This is a genomic window from Enterococcus sp. DIV1421a (assembly GCF_051711025.1).
GTDB lineage: Bacteria > Bacillota > Bacilli > Lactobacillales > Enterococcaceae > Enterococcus_B > Enterococcus_B hirae.
Genome location: NZ_JBIOLU010000001.1, coordinates 1,244,870 through 1,266,979, shown reverse-complemented (window position 1 = coordinate 1,266,979; position 22,110 = coordinate 1,244,870). Strand labels below are relative to the sequence as shown.

Genomic DNA, 22,110 nt, shown 5'->3' with positions numbered 1-22,110 from the left:
CTAATTATCCCCTTTCCAAAAAAGCATCATTCTAAATGATAACTATTATCGTTCTCATTTAGCGATTTTCATTATCAATTAGAATTTTGGTGTGGTATATTGATTTTGTAAAGGAGGAAACAAATATGACTCGTTTAATACAGACATTTATCCCGACAATCGGTTGTTTATTACTTATAATTTTAGGTTTGGCTACTCAATCTTTTGTGCCTTTTCTAAGTATCATCTTTTATTTAGGCGCCATCTCATTCGGCGGTTTCAAGCAGACTCGTGAAGGGTTGACCGAACTTTGGCAGGAAAACACATTGAATGTTGACTTATTGATGGCCTTGGCTGCAATTGGCGCTTGTTTGATCGGTGATTTTTTAGAAGGCGCGATGCTTACGTTTATTTTCTGTTTAAGTGGCGCTCTCGAAGAATATACGACCAGTAAAAGTCAGCAAGAAATTACCGCTTTAATGAATCTACAGCCACGAAAAGCACAACGTTTAACTGCAAACGAAGAATTAGAAGAAATTGCTGTAACTGATCTTAAGATCGATGATCGGGTATTTGTCCCAAAAGGTGGAACGATCCCAATTGACGGCTATTTAGAAAGTCAACAAGCAACGGTTGATGAAGCAACATTGAGTGGTGAATCTGTACCAGTTGAAAAAGTTCCTCATGATGAGTTATTTGCAGGAACGATCAATCGAGGGAATCCTTTGATTCTACAGGTGACTAAAAAAAGTGATGAGACCGTTTTTGCTAAAATCATCCAGCTGGTTGAAAAAGCACAAAGCACCCCTACAAAGACCGCTTCTTTTATCTCTCGTATTGAAAATACCTACGTTAAAGGTGTGTTAGTCGTTGTTCCATTAATGATTCTCGTTTCATATTTCATTTTTAGCTGGAGTTTTCAAGAAAGTTTTTATCGGGGAATGGTTTTACTGGTTGTCGCCTCTCCTTGTGCGTTGGTTGCCTCTGCGACACCCGCAACACTAGCAGCCCTTTCTAACGCTGCCCGCAACGGTGTGCTGGTCAAAGGTGGACTCCATTTAGAACAATTAGCTGATTTAAAAGCAATTGCCTTTGATAAAACCGGAACTTTAACGAAAGGTAAACCGATAGTAACTGATAGCTATTTTGTAAAAGATCAGAATCTGGCGCAACAAATCTTAGTTTCAATGGAACAAAAAACAACGCACCCCTTAGCTCAAGCAATCGTAACACATTTTGACATTGCTATACCAAAAGACATCCAAAAATTACCAATCGAAGAAATCACGGGGTTTGGTTTACGAACAGTTTACCAAGAAGCTCAGTGGATTGTAGGTAAATGGGAACCAGAAAAAACGTCGATAGCTGAAAAAAAACTTCTTGATAAAATTCATTTACTCGAACAACAGGGAAAGACAGTGATTGTTTTAACCAAAGACAATCAATTGATAGCACTCATCGGCTTATTAGATGTGCCGAAAGAAAATGCCCAACAAGTCATTGACTATTTCAATAACCAGCAAATTGATACCAGCATGATCACTGGAGATAACCAAGGGACTGCTGCAGCTATTGCAGAGAAAATTGGTGTTCAACACTTACTGGCTAACTGCACACCATCGGATAAAACACACTATGCACAACAGCAAAAAGAAAAGTACGCTGTCACAGCAATGGTTGGTGATGGTGTCAATGATGCCCCAGCTCTTGCAACTGCTTCACTAGGAGTTGCCATGGGACAAGGAACGGATGTCGCTATGGAAATCGCTGATATCGTCTTGGTAAAAAATGACTTGCAAAAATTAAGTTATGCCCACCGTCTTTCACTAAGAATGAAGAAAATCATTAAGCAAAATATTATTTTTTCTCTTACAGTGATTTGTTTACTGATCCTTTCTAACTTTCTGCAATTTTTAAATTTACCTCTTGGCGTGATTGGTCATGAAGGAAGCACGATCTTGGTTATCTTAAATGGGTTACGTTTATTGAAACCCTTACCTGAAGATACTTCCAAAAAATCACGTTGCACTGGCTGTCCCTTACAGCCGAATCACCACTCTATCTAGTTTTTCCACTCTGATGAACCTCACTTTTGTAACCGTTGAAAAAATGATATGATTGATGGCAGGAAAGTGAGGTTCTTTTTTTATGGAAAGTTGGATTTTTCTTGGATTGATCATGCTTGTTGCCCTGCTTGCTAAAAATCAAAGCTTGATCATCGCTACAGGTTTTATATTACTAGTCAAATTGATACCGACATCGAAAGTGTTTCTTACTTGGCTTCAAGGCAAAGGAATTAATCTAGGAGTCACCATCATCACAGCTGCTATTTTAGTTCCAATCGCTACTGGCGAGATTGGCTTAAAAGATTTACTAGATGCCTTTAAATCACCCATCGGTTGGATTGCTGTGTTTTGTGGTGGTCTAGTAGCCGTCCTTTCTTCCAAAGGAGTCGGTTTGATTGCTTCAGACCCGCAGATTACTGTTGCATTGGTTTTTGGAACAATTCTCGGAGTCGTTTTCTTAAAAGGGATCGCGGCTGGTCCAGTCATTGCTTCTGGTATTACCTATTGTCTCTTGCAATTATTTTCTTTAAGTAAATGAAAAAATCGATCACAGTTAAAGTGTTTTGAGTCCTCTGAATCGAATCGTTCGTGATATACTTATTCCGAGGTGATCACATGTTAGAAAAATTAAAATACTTTATCGGCACGGTTGGTTGGTTTTTATTAGCGATCGTATTGATTTTAGGACTAGCTTATCTTTTATTTCCAGATCTGATCCAAAATGTGTTCAATACCTACTTTAATTGATCGTGAAAAAAGTAAACCCGATGAGGTTGAGACAAAAGTGTTTAGCATCAAGAAATAAGAAGGAATTTCCGAAAATTGCTCCTCAAATTTTTGGTAAATTTCGGCTTATTTCCGAAGATGATGCTTTTGTCTCACCGTTTATTCGTTTTTAGAGATACTAGAAGAGACTGAGACAAGTTTTGTCCCAGTCTCATCGGGTTTATTGTTTTTCCATTTGTCTTTACTTATGGAATCTACTTGATAAAAGTTGCGTGGGTTTCATCAAGTATGTTTTTAATGTTCCTACCTCTTCTCCTTACCCATACACCACTTCCCCCCTTTTATGTTTCCTAAAATATTATTAAATAATCCTCATTTCTTTTTGGCTCCTCCTTTCATTTTTTGTTATACTAGAACACAAGATAGCATCACTTATATTTTTAATCATTCGCTATTATGCTTTATATATAGAAAGGAAAACGCTCATGGAAACCTTTGAAGGTCTTTTAATTGATACGTATGTCTTACAAGAACAACCTATGATGTTGACTGGCTTAAATCTTCAACTGGAAGATTGTGTCATCAACGGTCTGTTGAAAGATCGTTACTTGGCAAAATATATTCTTCGGCTCCCTTTAAATAAATATGTATTAGAAGTCAGTGGAAAATGGAACCGCCGCAATCAATTAGTCATCAAAAAAATGATGATCAAAAATATTGATGAATACATTAAAATTATTGGGACTCCGGAATAAATTTAGACACACCAACGGTTAACGGTTATAAAATAACTAAAGAATGGTATCGTTATGATTGCTTAGTCTACAAGGAACGTATCCCTTTTCAAAAAAAGCTTTGCAAACGGTTCGCTTTGTTATATAATATTCGAGTACCAAACAGTCCCATTCAAATTTTGTTTAAAAAGATAAATTTATCTGCTTTGGTTGAACGCTATTGTCTCCCACAATAGCGTTTTTTATTTGCCCATTTTCCTTCTCTTTCAATGCTAGTAGAGCCTAGAATTAAGTTTCTTTTAGTGTTAAGGAAAAAAACTTGTCATGTTCATATTGCAAAGATTACTTCATTTAGGTATAATAATGAATGTTGAATTATGCGGTAACACGCGTAAGAACTTAATTTATCGGAGGTGAAACTAATGCCAAACATTGAATCTGCAATCAAACGTGTTCGTACAAGCGAAAATGCGAACGTTAAAAATTCATCTCAAACAAGCGCTATGCGTACTGCAATCAAAAAATTTGAAGATGCTGTAGCTTCAGGTGCTGAAAACGTAGATGCGTTATATAAAGAAGCTGTTAAAGCTATTGATATGGCTGAAACAAAAGGTCTAATTCATAAAAACAAAGCTAACCGCGACAAATCTCGTTTAAGCAAAAAAATCGCTAAATAAGGAAATCGGCTACGGCCGGTTTTTTTATTTTGTCTCAAACAGTCTATTCGATCACCCTTCTGTTGGGTTTCTTTCCATTCTTTTTATTAGTAAACCAGCTGCGGCTGACTCAGCACTTCCTATTCTAAAACAATTGATGTCTAAAAAACGCTCAAAACATCATCGTTTCAAGCGTTCTTTTTGGATTTATTTCGATTGTTTTTCTCTTCTTTTTAACTCTTCAAAAGCTGACCTGTTCGTAAGACAAATAATTGAAAGCTTAATTCTTTTTCGATTTTACCACTTTTGATTTGGTAATCCATTTCAACCAGATCGTCAAATAAACGCCTTAGGATCTTTTCATCAAATTTACGTACCTCTTGCATCGCCAATTTTACACGGTAAGGATGTATCTTTAAAGTCTCAGCAATATTAGCCTGCTGATAACCGATTTTCATCAAAAACTTGGTCTGTAAAAACAAACGTATTTGTGAAAGCAAGATGGCATTGATCTTAATGGTTTCTTCTCCTTGGGTAATTAAATCTTCAAACAACCGTAGCGCTTGTTCTGTTTTCCCGGAAAGAATATATTGTGTCATATCAAAAAGATTATGTTCCAAGGTTTTAGGGACTAACTGTTCCACTTCTTTAACAGTGATCAGTTCTTGTTGTTGCCCATACAATAGTAATTTATTCAGTTCCCTCATCATTTTTGATAGATCGAGATCCGTTAACCGTAAAAACAGATCAATCGCTTTACGGTCCATTTGAAACGGTGCATTTTCCAGTGTATTCAATAAATACTGACGTACTTCTTTTTCATTCAATTGCTGAACATTGATGGTCACAGCAGCTTTTTTTAATTGTTTCGTTACTTTTTTTCGCTCATCTAATTTCTCATAGGGAGCAAAAAACACTAAAACTGTTGATTCTAAAGGTTCTTTTAAATAATCAATCAGTAGATCCGTATTTTGTTCAATCCCATTATTCACTTTTTCAGCTGTTAAAAAGTAGGGATTTTCTACAAATACTAGGCGTTGATCACCAAAAAATGGCAAAGTCTCTGCCTCAGCAACCACCTCATCAATACTAGCATTCCCCATATCAAAACTTAAGAAATTCAAGTCATCTTGACTATCGATTTGAATTTTTTTCTGGATTTCTGCTCTTACCTGATCCTGTAAATATTTTTCAGTACCTAGAATCAAATAACAAGGCGCAAGCTTTTCTTTACGGATTTTTTGTAAATCTGCTTGAATACTCATTTCGTTCACCACTTTCAAATTTATCCTACCATGAGTAGCTGGGAATTGCTAGTCTATCATTGTGTGGATCTTTCCGTTTGGATACCAAAAGGGATGCCATTTAAAAGTAATTGCGCCTTGACGGTCGGTACGCAAAGGAGTGACTTTATTCTGCTTTAACGTCGCTAGTACGTCTTCATGAGGATGACCAAATAAATTATTCACGCCACAGGATAAAACACCATAGGTTGCTTCTAATTGCGAAATGAACTGTGGATGACTAGATGTGCGGCTGCCATGATGTCCTAATTTGATCACATCCGCTTTTAAATCTGGATAAGCGTTTCCGATCTTTTCTTCTGCGTGCTGATCTAAATCACCTAAAAAGAGAAAACGACAGGACTGATGAGTCACTGACAAGCCAATCGAATCTTCATTTTCGCCCTTCCCCTGGGTAATCGGAGACAACACAAAAAAATCAAAATAACCTTTGATCCAATCACCCTGCCTGACTTCACAAATAGTGGTTCCTGCTTTTTCCAATTTCTGCAACTGCGTATGGAGCCAGGTGCTTTTGCCAGCTCCCCAACCAATATAAATCGTATCGATCTTGAAATGTTTTGCTAATGTCGTGATTTCTCCCACATGATCGATATCGTCATGCGTTAATATCAGTTTATTGATGTGTCGGATGCCATTTCCTTTTAAAAATGGGACAAGATTGAACTCTGCAGATGGTCTAACCCTTCGCTCTTGCCAAGCTTCTTTTTGAAAACTCAATTTTCCACCAGTATCAATTATAACGATTTCTTTTAAAAACGGCGCTTTAAAAAAAATACTGTCTCCTTGCCCTACGTCGGTGAAAGTGATGCTACTTCCGAATTGAAGAAAACGACCAAAAATGAGAATAATGGGTACAAGGAGTGCAGCGGTCACGCATTGAAATGGTTCATGTTGCTTTTTCTCTATAAGCCATAAAAGAAAGCCTAAACTAAATATTAACAACCAGCCATTCGGTCGCCCAATCACTAGATTGGCAAATCTCAACGAATCTAGTAATCTCTCGAAATGGACTAAAAAAGAATCAAGCAACTCGCTAACACTTGGAGGTAATACCCTGCCAAAAACAAATAAAAACGTCAAACAAGGAAGAAATACTTTCTTAAAAACAGGAGCAAAAAGAAGAGTCAACATACTCCCTAATAGTGACCATTCATAAAAATGCCAAGCTGTCAGTGGCATGATGCCGATACTAAATAACACGATAGTAGTGAACTTTTGAAACTTAATGGTTGGGTGAGACAACAAAAGAAAGAAGAAGCTCATTCCTAAACTTAGCTGGCCCTCTACTTGGAAAAGACAAAGCGGCTCGATCAGCAAAAGTATCCATAAAATAATCGAATAATGATCGAAAGAAGAAAATTTGACATTGAGGAGTTTTAGCCCTAATTTCAATAAGAATGACAGCCCCGCTCTTTTCACTGACACAGAGCCCCCAGATAAGCTAAAATACCCCAAAGTCCCCCCAACTAGTGGGAGATAACTAGCAGTTAATGTCATCCCTCCTCTGCGAAACAGATAATAGAGCCAACCTAAGTAAGTTTGGATGTGCATGCCTGACAAACTGAATAAATGAAGTAAGCCAGTTTCTTTATATGTGTCTTCTGATGCTAAAAACTGACTATCTTTATAGCCAAAGATCAAAGCATTCATATAGACACTCACCTTGTGACTAAAGTGTTCTTGAATAAACGTAATAGACCTTCCTCGTGTTCTGCTCAGCATATTCTGCCAAGCATTACGATTCAAATGTTCTTTGATCTGGCGTATCTGAAATCGTCCTTTGATCCGATGTATTTGGTCATACTTTTTTTGATCAAACCCATAAGGATTCCTTTGTTTGGAAGTTTCTTGGTAATCCCCGACTACAATTAATTCAATCGCTTCATGTCTAAGAACAAGAAAAGAATTTCTTTCTTGTTCAGATTTGGCATAATAGCTGCAAGAAATCTTTTGCTTGTCCGTTGTGTGCCCAATAAAAGTCACTAAATCTCCATTCATTTTCACTGTGTCTGAGGCGACCATGATACGTTCCAACGTCCTTTGATCATCGATTGGTTTTGTTTCTTTAAGCCAGCAAGAAAATAAAACCAGCGTACTACAAATGAGACTTAAACCAATAATTTGTTTATTTTCTTTCCGTAAAAAAAACAAAAAAAATCCAGCGAAAATCAAACGATAATGCCATCTGTCTGTATAATAAAACAAACAAATAAAAATCGAAGAAATCGCTGGAAAAATGAATCGATTCTGTGCTTGATCACAAAATCTACTAAACATGTTCTCCTGATAATTCTTTTTGGAGTTTAGAAAAGTGAGTAGAATCCAATGATACTTGATGAACAGTTGCACCTAATTGTTCGATCAATGATTGTGCATACGGATCATTTCGATAATCATGTAAATAGTTGATTTTTTTGATTCCTGCTTGTAATAAGGCTTTTGTACAAGCTAAACAAGGGAAATGAGTCACGTAAATCTCTGCGCCCTCCGTAGGTATGCCTAGTTTTGCACATTGTAATAAAGCATTCATTTCCGCATGGATTGTTCGCAAGCAATGACCATCGACGATATAACAGCCTTCATCAATGCAATGAACATCCCCACTAACAGCGCCATTGTAGCCTCCAGCAATGATCCGTTTTTCTCTTACTAAAGTTGCGCCGACTTCTAATCGTGTACAAGTACTTCTCAATGATAATAATACTGCTTGAGCCATAAAATATTGGTCCCAAGGAATCCGTTCATTGCTCATATTAGCCACCTCTATCGTTTATTCTATAGTAATTGTAACGAAGTTTTTGATTTTTTCAACTGTCTTCTGACCAATTCCGTCTATTTCTTGAAGCTCGTCAATACTTTTGAACGACCCGTTGTCTTGTCTATACTGAATAATTTCTCGGGCTTTTTTTTCACCGATCCCCGGTATTTGTTGCAATTGCGAAAGATCAGCGGTATTAAGATGCACTCGATCTGGGTTATCTACCGTCGCTAGACTAGCATTTGAGCTTTCTGGAATTTCTTCGCCTACTTCAGGAACGTACAGCATTTGTTGATCCGTTATTTTTGCTGCAAAGTTGATCTGTTTCTCGTCAGCTGATTCCGTCAGCCCACCTGCTTTTTGAATGACATCAAAGACCCGATCTTCTGCCACAAAAGCGTACATTCCAGGCCGTTTTACCGCTCCTTTCACATCGACATAAATCACTGACCTAGACGATGTACTCACCGTTTCATCAATTGGCTTCGTTTCAGAACTGTTCTTTTCCTGAGCCTCAATCGATTGGTTTGTCAAAAATAGTTGATCCTTTTTACTTGATTGACTGAAAAAATGAACCATCATTCCACCAAGGATGATGACTCCTATGACGCCAAAGATCCCTCCGATCACAAATTTTGGTGAAGAAAAGTTGCTAGTGTAGAAACGCTTTCGTTTGTTCTTCCATTCTTCGCTCATTGTGACTATTTTCCGATTGGCTTCCTTTCTTTAAATTCTGAAGAAGTTTTTCTCTTCATGATTAAATACGTCAAACCATTTTTCTGCATGAAAATAAACCTACTTTTGGGACAATTATTTTTATGAAGAATGAATCTTTCATACCTTTAAACATTTCAGGAATAGGCGTTGATATAGTGTCTATATTCCTCTTTTCATTAACTAGCAAAAACCATCAAAATCACTTTTACTGACTTTGATGTTTATCTATTTTTCTATTCGTTTTTGAAAAATAGTTTCAAGTTCACACTCTTAGCGAAGCTCTTCCTTGATTTTTTTGAGCATGTACCCGACTTACCTAAGTAATCCTAAATCCGATATCTTTGCCACTGTCTCTCTAGCGGCTATGTACAATTATTCTCACTATGCCAAAGAGCAATGCCTCAACTACATCAACTTTCCAAGTGTTCAAGTCTCCTAAATAAGTCAAAGACTCGCTTTTCCTCATGAATAATCGTGAGCTAGTTTACATAGATTTTATAAGATATTTTTTTACGGACAAAATATTCCATTGTCTAAACTAGTCGTTATACCATATCCAGATAGGTAACTAGTACGATTACGAGACATGTGATGATCATGTAAATAATGTTTTCTAACCGTCTTGTATGATTTTTTAGAATAATCCCAGGATCAGTAGAATTGAAACTAGTCCGATACTCGATTGGCACAAAATTACCGATACATATTCCGAATAACAAAAGTAAAAAAGGCCAATTTGTAATAACTCCTCTATTCATAAACGCACCTATGATTGAGCTAACATAAATCACCATTTGAATCATTATAATTACAATCGCTTTTTTTCTCATCATTAATCCTCTCCAAGTAAATTTAGAAAAACAAACAGGACTTGATCACAAAATAAAAGTGGTAGTTGGTTTTAAATAGATTTCAAGAATAAAATTCTCCAGCTCTTTCCTCTATTTTCAGAATACCCAATGAATCGGATAAATGTAAAAATTAAAAGCTGTGTGCCAACGTAGTTTTTACTAGGGAATCAGTAAAAAAACACTGACTTAGAACGATCTGATCATCTAACTGTATTCATTTTTCTGTCCTTCGATTATATCATACATCTTCACTTTATTTCCTATTTTTTCATTTCACCGAAAATTTTTTCCATAATAAGTTTAAACTCTTTATCAACTGACGCAGTTAAAAATAACTTTTATTTTACTGATCAAACGAATAAAAAAGCTTACCTCATACACATAAATCCCCTCATGGCTAGTTTCTATTCATTTTAGTTTCTCTATAAAAAAGAGACAGACAAGCTTTCCGTTAAGGCTGAGTCATTGAAAACATCAATCTTAAAGGAAATTTTGTCTGTCTATTTATTCGTTCAAAAACTGTTTCATGAACAACGATAAAAAAATGTTGTTGAAACAAAACGATTTATAATGAATCTTTAGTTCATTTTTTCTAAATAATCAAGGGCATCTTGTACGGTTTTCACTGGTACAATTTTCATTGAAGAGTTCAATTCTTTCGCAGCAGCTTTGGCTTCTTCGTAATTGGTTTTGATTTCTGGATGTTTCTTCTTGATTTCATCTGAGATTGGATCATCCGGTGCAAAGAATATTTCAACGCCAGCTTTGTCTGCACTAGCCACTTTTTTATCAATACCACCAATTCGCCCAACTTCACCGTCGCTATTGATCGTTCCAGTACCAGCAATTTCTTTCCCTTGACGAAGATTTTTACCGGTCAATTGTTCATAGATTTCCAGGGTAAACATCAAACCAGCAGACGGCCCTCCGATTGATCCTGAATTAATCATTACATCTGTATCCGACTTGATACTCGTATGATCGGTTAAAGTAATCCCAATCCCTGCTTTATTATCCGTTGGCAGTTCGATCAATTTACCTGAAGTTTCGTTTTCTTTGCCATCTCGGAGATAGGTGATCGTGACCGTATCGCCGACTTTTTTACTTTTGACATACTTCATAAATGCTTCTGCACTTTTAAAGGTTTGTCCATCAACTTTTGTGACTGTATCACCAACTGCTAATTTTCCATAGAAATTGGAATTCTTCTCGACACTCATGACATAAACACCTTTAAATTCCATCTGGTAAGAGCGCCCTGCCAATTTTAGTGCTTGCTCAATCGCTGCATTTTGGGAAGACTCCATATAATATTGTTGGATTTGATTGTATTCTTCGCTAGTCGCCCCGCCAGTCAACTCCTCAGCGCTAATCAAATCTTCAAACGGTGCTAGCTTAGCTTTGACTGCTGTAAAACCAGTTGCTCGACGGATGCCCACTGAAGTTAATGAAAAGGAACCTGAATCTTTGTCCTTTTTCCCATTGACGGTAATCAGCTCTTTCAAATTGATGGTTGCTCCTGGTGCTTCCACATAAAAAGGAAGTGGAATTACCACGAACCCAATAATAAATATCCCTAAAAAAATGACAAGAATCGTCTTTAACCATCTTTTAAAGTCCATCATTTTCACGCTTTCCAGCTAACGCTTCGTTGATTACTGGTGGAAGATAGTCACTGACATCTCCCCCAAAGTGTAAGACTTCTTTTAATAAACTAGAACTAACGTGACTATATTCTTGTTTAGCCAATAAAAAGACCGTCTCGATTTCTTGATTTAAATGATGGTTCATTTGAGCAATATCCCGTTCATATTCAAAATCCTTTACACTACGGATACCACGAATGATGGTTTGAACAGCTAATTCATTCGCAATCTCGACTGTTAATTGATTTTCCTGGTGGTACACTTTAACATTCGGAAGATGACGAACAGCTTGAGTAATCAATGTAACTTTTTCATCAACGGTAAATAGATGTTTTTTTGACGTATTCACAAATACCCCAATGATGACCTCATCAAACATTTTTGCTGCTCGTTCAACCATATCTAAATGCCCATTCGTGAACGGATCAAAGCTGCCTGGAAACAAGGCTTTTTTCATAGGGCTTCCTCTTTTCTGTAGATAGTCACAGTTGAAATACCATACGTTTGTTTTCTGATTTGCGTAAAATCAGCAATCTTTTCTGGTAATTCCACTGTTTTATCAGTTTCACATACAATAACTGCCGAATCATTAAAAAGGTCCAGCTCCGTCATTTTGATTATTTGGTCAAGAATTTTTTGTTTGGCATATGGTGGGTCAAGAAATAAATAATCAAATTTTTGCTGATCATTTGCCAGCTTTTCGATGGCTTTGTCCGCATCAAGTTTTAACGTGGTGAATTTTTCTGGCTCTTTCGTTACTTTAATGTTTTCTTGGATTATTTTTAGCGCTTGGTAATTTTTGTCTACACAAAAGGCATGCCCACAGCCACGAGAAACTGCTTCGATAGCTAACCCGCCACTACCAGAAAATAGGTCTAAGACTGTTTCTCCGTCGAAGTAAGGACCGATCATATTGAAGATCGATTCTTTCACTTTATCTGTGGTGGGACGTGTATTAGCCCCTGCTAAACTCTTTAAGCGTCGTCCACCATATGTTCCTGATATGACTCGCATTGACTCACTCCTTTTTAAAAATCGTGCTGTTAATAGTATACCAAAAAAAAAGATAAAAAAACTTGGATCGCCATTAATTTCATGCTTTCTCAAGTTATTTTTATCTTTTTTATTTAAGAGATGAATGATTTACACAAAACAGGTTTAAAAGACATGGTCTGCTAAACGGATTTTAGTGTTGATCTCCTCAATCTCAAAACCTTCTTCTTTGACTGGTTGCTTCGTACCAATCTTATCAGCAAAGTTCATTTCGACGTCTGGACGATAAGAGCGTTCAACTTTGCGAACAAAATGAAGTTTGTTGATTCGTTCTGCAGTTTGCTCAAATGTGTCTTCATTCAAATACAATACGACATATTTCATTTTACGTGAAACGTAATGAAGCAATCCAAATTTCTTCAAATTTTTTAATTGTTTCAAACTGTATACCCAGACAATCAACCCACGTCGTTTCGTTAGTTGAAATTCATTTTTTTCATCATTCATGACAGTTACCTCCACATCCACTACGCCCCTTTTGTTCAAAAAAAGGATTTCCCGCATCAATTTTAATCGTCAACGATACCGTTTCTGCTAACTGTTGGCTAATTTTATCCAATAGATCTTGCAATTGTGTTTCCATACAACGAAAATCCGCTACTTTTTCATGCAAATCAAGTTGGCGTTTGGCTAACCGAACAGCTCTTTGCTTCTCTCGAAATTCTGGTGCATATTTTTGATAAGGAACAACTTTTTCAAACTGTTCTTTTTTTATTGAGAAATCATTAATCAATAAATTGACATCCGCTGATTGTTCCATCACTTTTTTAGCTTTTAAATATTTTTTCATCGTCTCGCTTTTTTTGATACAATTGGATAAGCTCTGACATTGATCTTCTAAGGCAAATAATTCCTCATTGATTATCACTGCTATCGGTACTCTCCTTAACTTCTTCTTGCATTAAGACTAACATATTTTCTTTTGAAAAAGCAATTCCTAATAGATCGGAAGTGTTAACTAAAAAGCGGTCGTGATAGTACGGATCACTATACAAAAATAAAAATGTAAACGTTGGATCAATCACTGGATGGGTAAAGACACCGGTCGATTGGGGAAGCTTTCTTTTTGCGACTAACGAATCAATTTCATCAGTAGTCAATGAAAACTTAGCAGTTGCGTTTGTACTACCCGCTATTTGTTGCCATTCTGCTAATCGTTCTTTCGTCAAAATATCTTCTGGGCTATTAAGATAATCACTTAAAAGCAATTTCGTTTGAGTAGAAAAACCGGTCGTCTGCTTATAAAGTGGTAAGCGATCCAATTGCCTTAACTGATTCAACAATCGAACACTATGACCTTCTTTTGCTTGATTGATTTCAGCCCAATCTACTTGATCGTCTATTTTATATTGCGGTAAGTCTGAACCAAATACTTGATAGGGATGAAGTTTCAACAAACTAGCTTTATCCAAATAAACGATCGAAAACAGTCCATTACTACTTTGGTCGAAGAATAAAATAGCAAACGTATCATTATCAAACGCAATCAACGGTCGATAATTCATATCTTCTTCCATCAATTCGATCCCGACATCTGTTCCATTGTATTGAAAATTAAAATTCGTATAGATCGTGGTGATCTCTGTTAGATCTTGCATTGTCATCCCTAAGTAAAAAGGAGCAATCGTTGAGTTGTCCGTATTTAATACTTTAATCGTGGAAACTTTATCTTTTGTGATATTCGCTTCAAAGGATAAGTGATTGATTTGATCATGGTAATATCTTGTTTCAAAACCAAACCCACTCGTCAAGCGTTCATAAGGATCACCAAAACGTTGCTCTAATTCATCAACTGATTGACCAACATACGTGGAAAAGCCAGATGTTTCCAACTTCTGGTATTTCCACGTAGTCATTTGATTTTGAGTGATTTGCTCTGAGCTTTTTTTTACTTCAAGTTTAGGAGGAAACAACACCGGCTGCATGTAAAATGCAATGATCACTGATAACAATATCGCACCAAATAACCCTAGCCGTTTCATCTTTTTCCCACCTTTATTTTTCAGTCACTTCAATCAATAAATCACCAGAAGCGATCGCATCGCCATCTGTTACATAGACATGCGCAATTTCACCATCAAAACGAGCTTCAATTGCCGTTTCCATTTTCATTGCTTCCGTGATCATCAATGTATCGCCTTTTTTGACATGATCGCCTTTTTTGACTAATACATCTAATACAGAACCAGACATCGTTGCACCGATATGTTCACGATTTGTTGGTTCAGCTTTCACACGTGTTTGTACAGTACTGATGATCGAATGGTCGTTCACTGTGATTTCACGACGTTGACCATTCAAATTAAAGAATAAGACACGATTACCTTCAATATCTGGTTCGCCGATTTCATCCAAGCGAATAATCAAAATCTTGCCTTTTTCAATTTGAACATTCACCGTTTCTCCTAAGCGAATCCCTTGGAAGAATGTTGGTGTATCAAGTAATGTCACATCACCAAATTGATTATAGGCTGCTTGATAATCTAGAAAGACTTGCGGATACATCAAATAGCTCAGCACTTCTTCTTGTTTAGGTTCATAGCCGATTTTTTCAGCTAATTCTGCTTTGACTTGTTGGAAATCAACTGGTTTAGCTAAAGCTCCAGGACGTTCAGTAATCGCTTCTCGTCCTTTAAGGATGATCTTTTGTAATTTTTCCGGGAATCCTCCAACCGGTTGTCCTAGCTCTCCTTGGAAGAAAGTAATGACAGATTCAGGGAAACTCAGTGTTTCACCTTTTTCATAGATATCTTCCTCCGTTAAATCATTTTGAACCATGAACAAAGCCATGTCTCCTACAACTTTTGATGAAGGGGTAACTTTCACGATATCACCAAACATCAGGTTCACTGTATGGTACATCTGTTTGATGTCATCCCATTTATTTCCTAAACCAACTGCTTTGGCTTGTTGTTGGAGATTAGAGTATTGTCCACCAGGCATTTCATGCATATATACTTCTGTTTCTGGTGCATTCAAACCGTTCTCAAATGGTTTGTAATACATACGGACATCTTCCCAGTAATGATTCAATTGTTGTGCATTTTGAATATTGATTTCTGGCAATCGTGGACCGTTGACCAAAGCATAATACAAACTGCTCATACTTGGTTGACTTGTATTCCCACTCATCGCACTCATCGCCACATCGACGATATCTACCCCAGCCTTTGAAGCTGCAGAATAGGTAATAATTCCATTTCCACTCGTATCATGTGTATGAAGGTGGATTGGCAAATCAGTAGTCTCTTTTAATTCACTAATCAAGCGATAAGCAGCTTGTGGTTTCAGTAAGCCAGCCATATCTTTGATCGCAATGATATGCGCCCCAAGTTGTTCTAGTTCTTTCGCCATGTCCTTGTAATATTGGACATTATATTTTGCACGACTAGGATCATTGATATCTCCGGTATAGCAGATCGCAGCTTCTGCAATCTTACCTGTATCTCGAACCGCTTGGATACTTTTTTCCATTTGCGGTACCCAGTTCAAACTGTCAAAGATTCGAAACACATCAATTCCTTGAGCCGCTGCTTCTTTCACAAATTCTACTAAGACGTTATCCGGATAATTGGAATAACCGACTGCATTTGAACCTCTGAACAACATTTGTAACAGCGTATTTGGCATCAATGCTCGGATCTTTCTTAATCTTTGCCAAGGATCTTCATTCAAGAAGCGATAAGCGACGTCAAAGGTTGCTCCTCCCCACATCTCACTTGAGAATAGTTCAGGTAATCCTTCACCGGTCAATTGAGCAATCTCTTTAAAGTCTTTCGTACGAACACGAGTTGCTAATAAACTTTGATGAGCATCTCTAAATGTCGTATCAGTCAATAACAAGTTTTCTTGCGATTTGATCCATTGGACTAACGCATCCGAACCATCAGAATCTAAAACATTTTTTGCTGTCAGATAATCTGGGCGTTTAATCAAATCTTTCGGTACCCGAGGAGATTCATAAAATGGTTTTTCACCATTTTTGATTCCTGGGAAGCCATTCACGGTAATTTCACCGATGTATTTCATTGTTTTATTCCCACGGTCGCGTAAACGAGGGAACTCAAACAGTTCTTTTGTATTATCGATAAATGTCGTTTTAGCATTTCCTGATTGAAATTCAGGATGGGAAATCACATTCAACATAAATGGGATATTGGTTTTGACTCCACGAATCCGAAATTCTTTTAAGCAACGTTCCATTTTTTGGATTGCCGTATCAAAATCTGCCGCATGCGTACAAACTTTGACTAAAAGTGAATCAAAGTATGGGGTAACCACATATCCTGCATAAGCATTACCGACATCTAAACGCACTCCGAAACCACCAGGTGAACGGTAAGTATCGATTTTCCCTGTATCAGGAAGAAAATGATTCAACGGGTCTTCTGTAGTGATCCGACATTGAATCGCAGAACCATTTAGTTTGATATCTGCTTGTTGCGGCAGACCAATTTCACTGTGTAAATCTTTCCCTTGGGCAATCAATAATTGAGTAGTCACGATGTCCACATCGGTAATCATCTCTGTAATCGTATGTTCCACTTGGACTCGAGGGTTGACTTCGATAAAATAAAAGTCATTTCCTTCAACTAAAAATTCAACCGTCCCAGCATTGACATAACCAACGTGTTTCATTAATTGAACGGCTGCTTGACAGATGCGTTCGCGTTGTTCAGTCGACATGGAGACACAAGGGGCTACCTCTACTACCTTTTGGTGACGTCTTTGTACAGAGCAGTCTCTTTCAAATAAATGGATCACATTTCCATGTTTATCGCCCAAAATTTGGACTTCGATGTGTTTAGGATTTGCAATATATTTTTCAACATACACTTCATCGCTGCCAAAAGCCGCTTTTGCTTCACTTTTCGCACGATCATAGCCTTCTCGAGCGCTTTTTTCATCATGGGCGACACGCATTCCTCGTCCCCCACCACCTAGAGCGGCTTTAATCATGATCGGATAACCGTACGTTTCAGCAAAAGACAAAGCATCTTCGACCTTTTCAATCGGTCCATCAGTCCCAGGAATCGAAGCAATTCCAGCTGCGATAGCTGCTGCTTTTGCTTTGATCTTGTCACCAAAGATATCCAAATGATGTAAGTCTGGTCCTACAAAAGTGATGCCTTCTTCCTTGCATCGTTTTGCAAAACTTAGATTTTCAGATAACAACCCATAGCCTGGATGGATCGCATCCGCTCCACAGGCTTTCGCAATGGCAATAATCCCTTCAATATCTAAGTAAGCGTCAATCGGTTTTTTCCCTTCGCCAACTAGATATGCTTCATCTGCTTTAAACCGGTGCACGGAATACTCATCTTCTTTTGCGTAGATACCTACAGTTTTAATTCCTAATTCTGTACATGCTCGAAACACTCGTACAGCAATTTCTCCTCTGTTAGCAACTAAAACTTTTTCCATCAAACCACTCCTACATCTTTTTAGTATAAACCTAAACTTTTTCGTTTTTCATCTGCACTGATATTCAAGACGAAGCCAACACAAATGGATAACATCAATAAACTAGATCCTCCCTGACTCAAAAATGGGAAAGTGATCCCAGTTAACGGAATAACGCCGGTTATCCCTCCCAAATTGATAAATATTTGGATCATGAACATGGCACCAATCCCAATACATAATAGAGAATTAAATGGATCTTTTGAGCGAATCCCCACCAAAAAGATCCGAACAATCATGAAAAACAGTAAAGCAAGAATCAAGATCCCCATGATCACGCCTAACTCTTCTACCACAATGGCATAAATAAAGTCCGTCTGCGCTTCATTTAAAAAACCTTTTTTCTGGATACTATTTCCAAGACCTCGACCAAAAAGCCCTCCATTGAACATCGCATAATAACCATTAGCTAATTGATGACCTTTGTTCAACTCGTCAGAAAAAGGATTTTGATAAATGGCAAATCGGTTATAGATATATTGTAAACGTCCGGGAAATATTTTCCCGTGGGTGATATTGATCAACCAGATTGCTAAAGCACTCAAGCCAACCCCACCGACCCCAACGATCAACGTATAAACGTAGTTGATACCACTAGCCAAAAGTAAGACTAAGATAATTAAAAAAATGACAGTTGCATTACCAAAATCGGGTAAAATAGCAACTAGTGCTGTTAGTGCCAACACTAACAGTAACGGTCTTTTAACAGTAGAAACAAAATCTTTTTGAACGCTTCTTTGTCTTTTAGATAACGTTAATGCTAAGTACCAAATCACAATGATCTTTAAGTATTCAGCTGGCTGGAGAGAGAATCCAGCGATTTGAAGCCATCCTTTCGCTCCATTGATCTCTTTCCCGAAGAATAAAACGATCAATAGCAAGATCGTCAGTACAGCAATAGCTGCCATAATCAGTCGTTGATTTTTTAATACGGATGTTTTCATTTTATATAAAAGTCCAATAGCTACTAAGCTAACGCCCCAAAACAAACTTTGGTTAAAAAAAGAGGCGGAAGGACTGCTTCCATTTTCTAGCAATAAATAAGATGATGAACTATAGACCATGATTAAACCTAAAATACATAGAATCAAGTAAGGAATCAAAATACTATAGTTTAATAAATGCCTTTTTTTTACTTTCTTAGGCAAGTTTACTCCTCCTTGCCAATTTCTTTTTTATCGTAATTTTCTTGGTAAACCTCACTATATAATCGGTTCAGTTCACGCTCTAGCTCACTCAGCAACAATTGTCCTTCCGTTTTATCGATGATGCCTACACGAACGGCAAATCCGACTTGTTGTGAGAAGCCATACATTTGCGTATCTACTACTTCTTCAAATGCCTTACATTGTGAGATACACAGGCTATTTTTTTGATTTTTGATCAAGCGTTTGATTCGTTCTGATTCATCTTTAAGCACTTGAACTGCAAATTCATTTGATAGAGAATCCATCTAAGCCTACCCCCATTCTAAGTTTATTTATTATAACATACTTAAAATTCTAACGGGGAAAAATCCCAGTTTTCGCTCAGGGATTTTCTTCTTTTTTTACTATTTGCTAGCCTATCATGAGCAAAAACAATAGATGCACTAATTTTACAAACGATACACTACTTAACTAGAAAGTATCAGTGCTAAAAAAGCGTCCCCGTATTTGTCTAACTTGCTTTGTCCTACCCCTTTTATCTGCAATAAAGAAAGTCGATCTTTTGGACGTTGTCGACTCATTTCTTTTAAAGTCGCATCTGAAAACACCACATAAGGCGGCACGCCTGCTTCAGAAGCTAAGTCAGTTCGTAACTCTCTTAGCGTTTCAAATAAGGTGTCAGCTTCTTCATCAGAAAGTTGTTGGACTTTTTCAGCTTCTTTTTTAAATACTTTTTGTTTCCCTTTTAACACTTCGATTCCTAGTTCCGTTACTTTCAACGTGGGGTATTCACCGTTCATTGAATACAGATAACCACCAGAAATAAGATACTCGATCAACTGAAGAATATCTTTTTGTGCCCATTTTTTTAATAAGCCATAAGTTGATAACGCTTGAAAACCTAGCATCTTGACTTTTTGTTCTTTCGAACCAGCTAATACCTTCATCAACAATTGTTTCCCATAATTTTCACCCATGCGTTTCAAGCAAGACAACACCATCTGTGTTTCAGTCGTTACATCGACTAGTTCACGTTCATCTAAACAGTTACCACATCTTCCACATGGGATACTTTTTTCGCCAAAATAAGTAAGAATATATTGTTGCAGACAGGATTCGATGTAGACGTATTCCGTCATTGCTTTTAATTTTTCGTATTCTTTTTGTTTTTGTGACTCTTCTCGTTGGGATTGTTGGATAAAAAATTTTTGGACCTGTATATCTTGGGGAGCAAACAACAAGACAGCCTCACTTAAGAGCCCATCACGACCTGCTCGTCCCGCCTCCTGATAGTAAGCTTCTAAAGAACCAGGAATCTGATAATGAATGACGAAGCGGATGTTACTCTTATTGATCCCCATGCCAAAAGCATTCGTTGCAACTAATAATTCTGTACGGTCATATAAAAAGTCTTCTTGGATTTCTGTTCGTTGGCTTTCACTCATCCCACCATGATATCTGCCAACACTGAAATCAAATTTCTTTAACAAATGATAGATTCGATCAACTTCTTTGCGGGTAGCGGCATAAATGATCCCTGATTGCTTTTTATTGATACGCAGATACTCAATTAAGTACTGCTCTTTTTTTTGATCTTTTACTACTTGTAAACGTAGATTTTCTCGTGCAAAACCCGTTTGAATATGATTATCCATTGGTATCTTTAAAAGTCTTTTAATATCTTCTGCTACTTGCTTTGTTGCAGTAGCAGTCAATGCCACAATGACCGGTCGTTGATCAAACGTGTTTAATGTTTCTGCCATATGAAGATAGCTTGGACGAAAATCATGTCCCCATTGTGAGATACAATGCGCTTCATCAATCGCTATCAGTTGCACGTGCCAACGTTTCATTGATTGGATAAAATCTGGCATGATAAACCGTTCTGGCGCAACATATAATAATTGGATTTGTTGCTGTTCGAGTAATCGAAACCGAGAAGCAGTCTCATAACTATCCAATGAACTATTGATAAATGTCGCTGAAATGCCTAACTGATTGGCGGCATCTACTTGATCTTTCATTAGAGAGATCAAAGGAGAAATGACCACAGTCAAGCCATCCAGCATCAACGCTGGCAATTGATAACAAATGGACTTCCCACTTCCTGTAGGCATGATCCCTAGGACGTCTTCATGACCAAGTACCTTTTGGATAATTTCTTTTTGTCCAGGGCGAAATACTTCATAACCAAAGTATTGTTTTAATATATCATTCATTTTATCCCTACTTTTTAGTTGATTTAAGAGGTTGTGAAAGAAGCGATCAGCTCCGAGCGAATAAGAGAGGATTTTTTAAAATAGCTTCTCATATTTTAGAAAATCATCGCTTATTGCTGAGGAGTTGCTTCTTGAACACCGTGAATAAGAGGTTGTGAAAGCATCGGGAAGCTCCGATGACAATAAGAAAGAATTTTTTAAAACAGCTTCTCATGTTTTGAAAAATTCAGGCTTATTTCAAGGAGCTGATGCTTGAACACCGTGAATAAGAGGTTGTGAAAAGGGCGCTTTGACCTGAGCGCTCACCAAGTAAAAACTGCGCCGAGTAATCGCAGGAGCATTAAGGATGATAATCTCGAAACAGCTCCCCATGTTTTACGAAACTCAGCTTTATGTCAAAAAACTGCCGCTCGTCCACGGTTTAGTTGTTTTTTATTTATAAAAAGCCTAGAGCAACCTTTTATTATTGACCCTTCTATCGCCCCTCTATAACTATAATACGTCAATTATATTTTACTTCTCCAAGCAATCAAGTACAACATGCTTTTTGTGAAACTTCAGCTTTTCGTGAAACAAAAACCGAAGTAATTAAAGATTTTAAAAAGACTTTTAATAAACTTTTAGCGTACTTATTGAATTTTTCTTTTAATTTTTATTAACTTCTCCACAGATAACAATTTTAGAAAAAGGAAAAACAATTCTCTCCTTTTAATTTCAAACAATTGAATACGTTCTAAAAAATTGAGAAGCAAAATTTGCCGACAGTATTTTTCTTTTCATCCACTTT

General features: G+C 37.2%; 20 protein-coding genes. 5 read left to right on the top strand and 15 right to left on the bottom strand.

Annotated features, from left to right (window positions below):
* Positions 1-125 precede the first annotated feature (125 nt).
* From IGK21_RS05835 to rpsT, 5 genes are all read left to right on the top strand, one after another.
* Complete coding sequence (locus tag IGK21_RS05835; RefSeq protein ID WP_438719053.1) at positions 126-2,045, top strand: heavy metal translocating P-type ATPase; 1,920 nt, start codon at positions 126-128, stop codon at positions 2,043-2,045.
* Between the two features lie 82 nt (positions 2,046-2,127).
* A complete protein-coding gene (locus tag IGK21_RS05830; RefSeq protein ID WP_010719338.1) occupies positions 2,128-2,583 on the top strand; it encodes a DUF441 domain-containing protein in 456 nt (151 codons plus the stop codon).
* 77 nt (positions 2,584-2,660) lie between these two features.
* Positions 2,661-2,792 (top strand): hypothetical protein, encoded by a 132-nt coding sequence (locus tag IGK21_RS05825; protein ID WP_010719339.1) that lies wholly within the window; start codon positions 2,661-2,663, stop codon positions 2,790-2,792.
* Between the two features lie 464 nt (positions 2,793-3,256).
* The gene (locus IGK21_RS05820; protein ID WP_438719051.1) at positions 3,257-3,526 is read left to right on the top strand and encodes a hypothetical protein; all 270 of its coding nucleotides are present in this window, start codon (positions 3,257-3,259) and stop codon (positions 3,524-3,526) included.
* Between the two features lie 401 nt (positions 3,527-3,927).
* Positions 3,928-4,182, top strand: coding sequence for a 30S ribosomal protein S20 (rpsT, locus tag IGK21_RS05815; protein WP_010719340.1), 255 nt, complete (start codon positions 3,928-3,930; stop codon positions 4,180-4,182).
* A 212-nt stretch (positions 4,183-4,394) separates the two neighbouring features.
* Here the strand turns inward: rpsT and holA are convergent, their stop codons facing one another.
* The 15 genes from holA to recQ all read right to left on the bottom strand — a co-directional run bounded on the left by holA (position 4,395) and on the right by recQ (position 21,323).
* Positions 4,395-5,438, bottom strand: a complete 1,044-nt coding sequence (gene holA / locus IGK21_RS05810; RefSeq protein ID WP_034700673.1) for a DNA polymerase III subunit delta — start codon at positions 5,436-5,438, stop codon at positions 4,395-4,397.
* 36 nt (positions 5,439-5,474) lie between these two features.
* Positions 5,475-7,745 carry a DNA internalization-related competence protein ComEC/Rec2 gene (locus tag IGK21_RS05805; RefSeq protein ID WP_181914941.1) on the bottom strand — a complete coding sequence of 757 codons (2,271 nt, stop codon included), beginning with the start codon at positions 7,743-7,745 and terminating at the stop codon, positions 5,475-5,477.
* Complete coding sequence (locus IGK21_RS05800; protein ID WP_010719343.1) at positions 7,738-8,220, bottom strand: ComE operon protein 2; 483 nt, start codon at positions 8,218-8,220, stop codon at positions 7,738-7,740. The genes IGK21_RS05805 and IGK21_RS05800 overlap by 8 nt, the downstream gene beginning before the upstream one ends.
* 18 nt (positions 8,221-8,238) lie before the next feature.
* Positions 8,239-8,922 (bottom strand): ComEA family DNA-binding protein, encoded by a 684-nt coding sequence (locus IGK21_RS05795; protein WP_181914940.1) that lies wholly within the window; start codon positions 8,920-8,922, stop codon positions 8,239-8,241.
* Positions 8,923-9,488: 566 nt separating this feature from the next.
* Positions 9,489-9,701, bottom strand: a complete 213-nt coding sequence (locus IGK21_RS05790; RefSeq protein WP_438719048.1) for a hypothetical protein — start codon at positions 9,699-9,701, stop codon at positions 9,489-9,491.
* Positions 9,702-10,372: 671 nt separating this feature from the next.
* On the bottom strand, positions 10,373-11,416 hold the full coding sequence (locus IGK21_RS05785; RefSeq protein WP_025480486.1) for a SepM family pheromone-processing serine protease: 1,044 nt from the start codon (positions 11,414-11,416) through the stop codon (positions 10,373-10,375).
* Positions 11,406-11,897 (bottom strand): pantetheine-phosphate adenylyltransferase, encoded by a 492-nt coding sequence (coaD, locus tag IGK21_RS05780; protein WP_010719347.1) that lies wholly within the window; start codon positions 11,895-11,897, stop codon positions 11,406-11,408. The genes IGK21_RS05785 and coaD overlap by 11 nt, the downstream gene beginning before the upstream one ends.
* Positions 11,894-12,493 carry a 16S rRNA (guanine(966)-N(2))-methyltransferase RsmD gene (gene rsmD, locus IGK21_RS05775; protein WP_309578072.1) on the bottom strand — a complete coding sequence of 200 codons (600 nt, stop codon included), beginning with the start codon at positions 12,491-12,493 and terminating at the stop codon, positions 11,894-11,896. The genes coaD and rsmD overlap by 4 nt, the downstream gene beginning before the upstream one ends.
* A 105-nt stretch (positions 12,494-12,598) precedes the next feature.
* Positions 12,599-12,940, bottom strand: coding sequence for a YlbG family protein (locus IGK21_RS05770; protein ID WP_010719349.1), 342 nt, complete (start codon positions 12,938-12,940; stop codon positions 12,599-12,601).
* Positions 12,933-13,361 (bottom strand): YlbF family regulator, encoded by a 429-nt coding sequence (locus IGK21_RS05765; RefSeq protein ID WP_010719350.1) that lies wholly within the window; start codon positions 13,359-13,361, stop codon positions 12,933-12,935. The genes IGK21_RS05770 and IGK21_RS05765 overlap by 8 nt, the downstream gene beginning before the upstream one ends.
* On the bottom strand, positions 13,348-14,475 hold the full coding sequence (locus IGK21_RS05760) for a CAP-associated domain-containing protein (RefSeq protein WP_181914938.1): 1,128 nt from the start codon (positions 14,473-14,475) through the stop codon (positions 13,348-13,350). The genes IGK21_RS05765 and IGK21_RS05760 overlap by 14 nt, the downstream gene beginning before the upstream one ends.
* Before the next feature lie 13 nt (positions 14,476-14,488).
* Positions 14,489-17,917 carry a pyruvate carboxylase gene (locus tag IGK21_RS05755; RefSeq protein ID WP_010737454.1) on the bottom strand — a complete coding sequence of 1,143 codons (3,429 nt, stop codon included), beginning with the start codon at positions 17,915-17,917 and terminating at the stop codon, positions 14,489-14,491.
* Positions 17,918-17,937: 20 nt separating this feature from the next.
* On the bottom strand, positions 17,938-19,104 hold the full coding sequence (locus IGK21_RS05750) for an FtsW/RodA/SpoVE family cell cycle protein (protein WP_010719353.1): 1,167 nt from the start codon (positions 19,102-19,104) through the stop codon (positions 17,938-17,940).
* Positions 19,105-19,106: 2 nt separating this feature from the next.
* Complete coding sequence (locus IGK21_RS05745) at positions 19,107-19,409, bottom strand: DUF1507 family protein (RefSeq protein ID WP_010719354.1); 303 nt, start codon at positions 19,407-19,409, stop codon at positions 19,107-19,109.
* A gap of 162 nt (positions 19,410-19,571) precedes the next feature.
* Positions 19,572-21,323 (bottom strand): DNA helicase RecQ, encoded by a 1,752-nt coding sequence (gene recQ, locus IGK21_RS05740; protein WP_034700685.1) that lies wholly within the window; start codon positions 21,321-21,323, stop codon positions 19,572-19,574.
* Between the last annotated feature and the right edge of the window lie 787 nt (positions 21,324-22,110).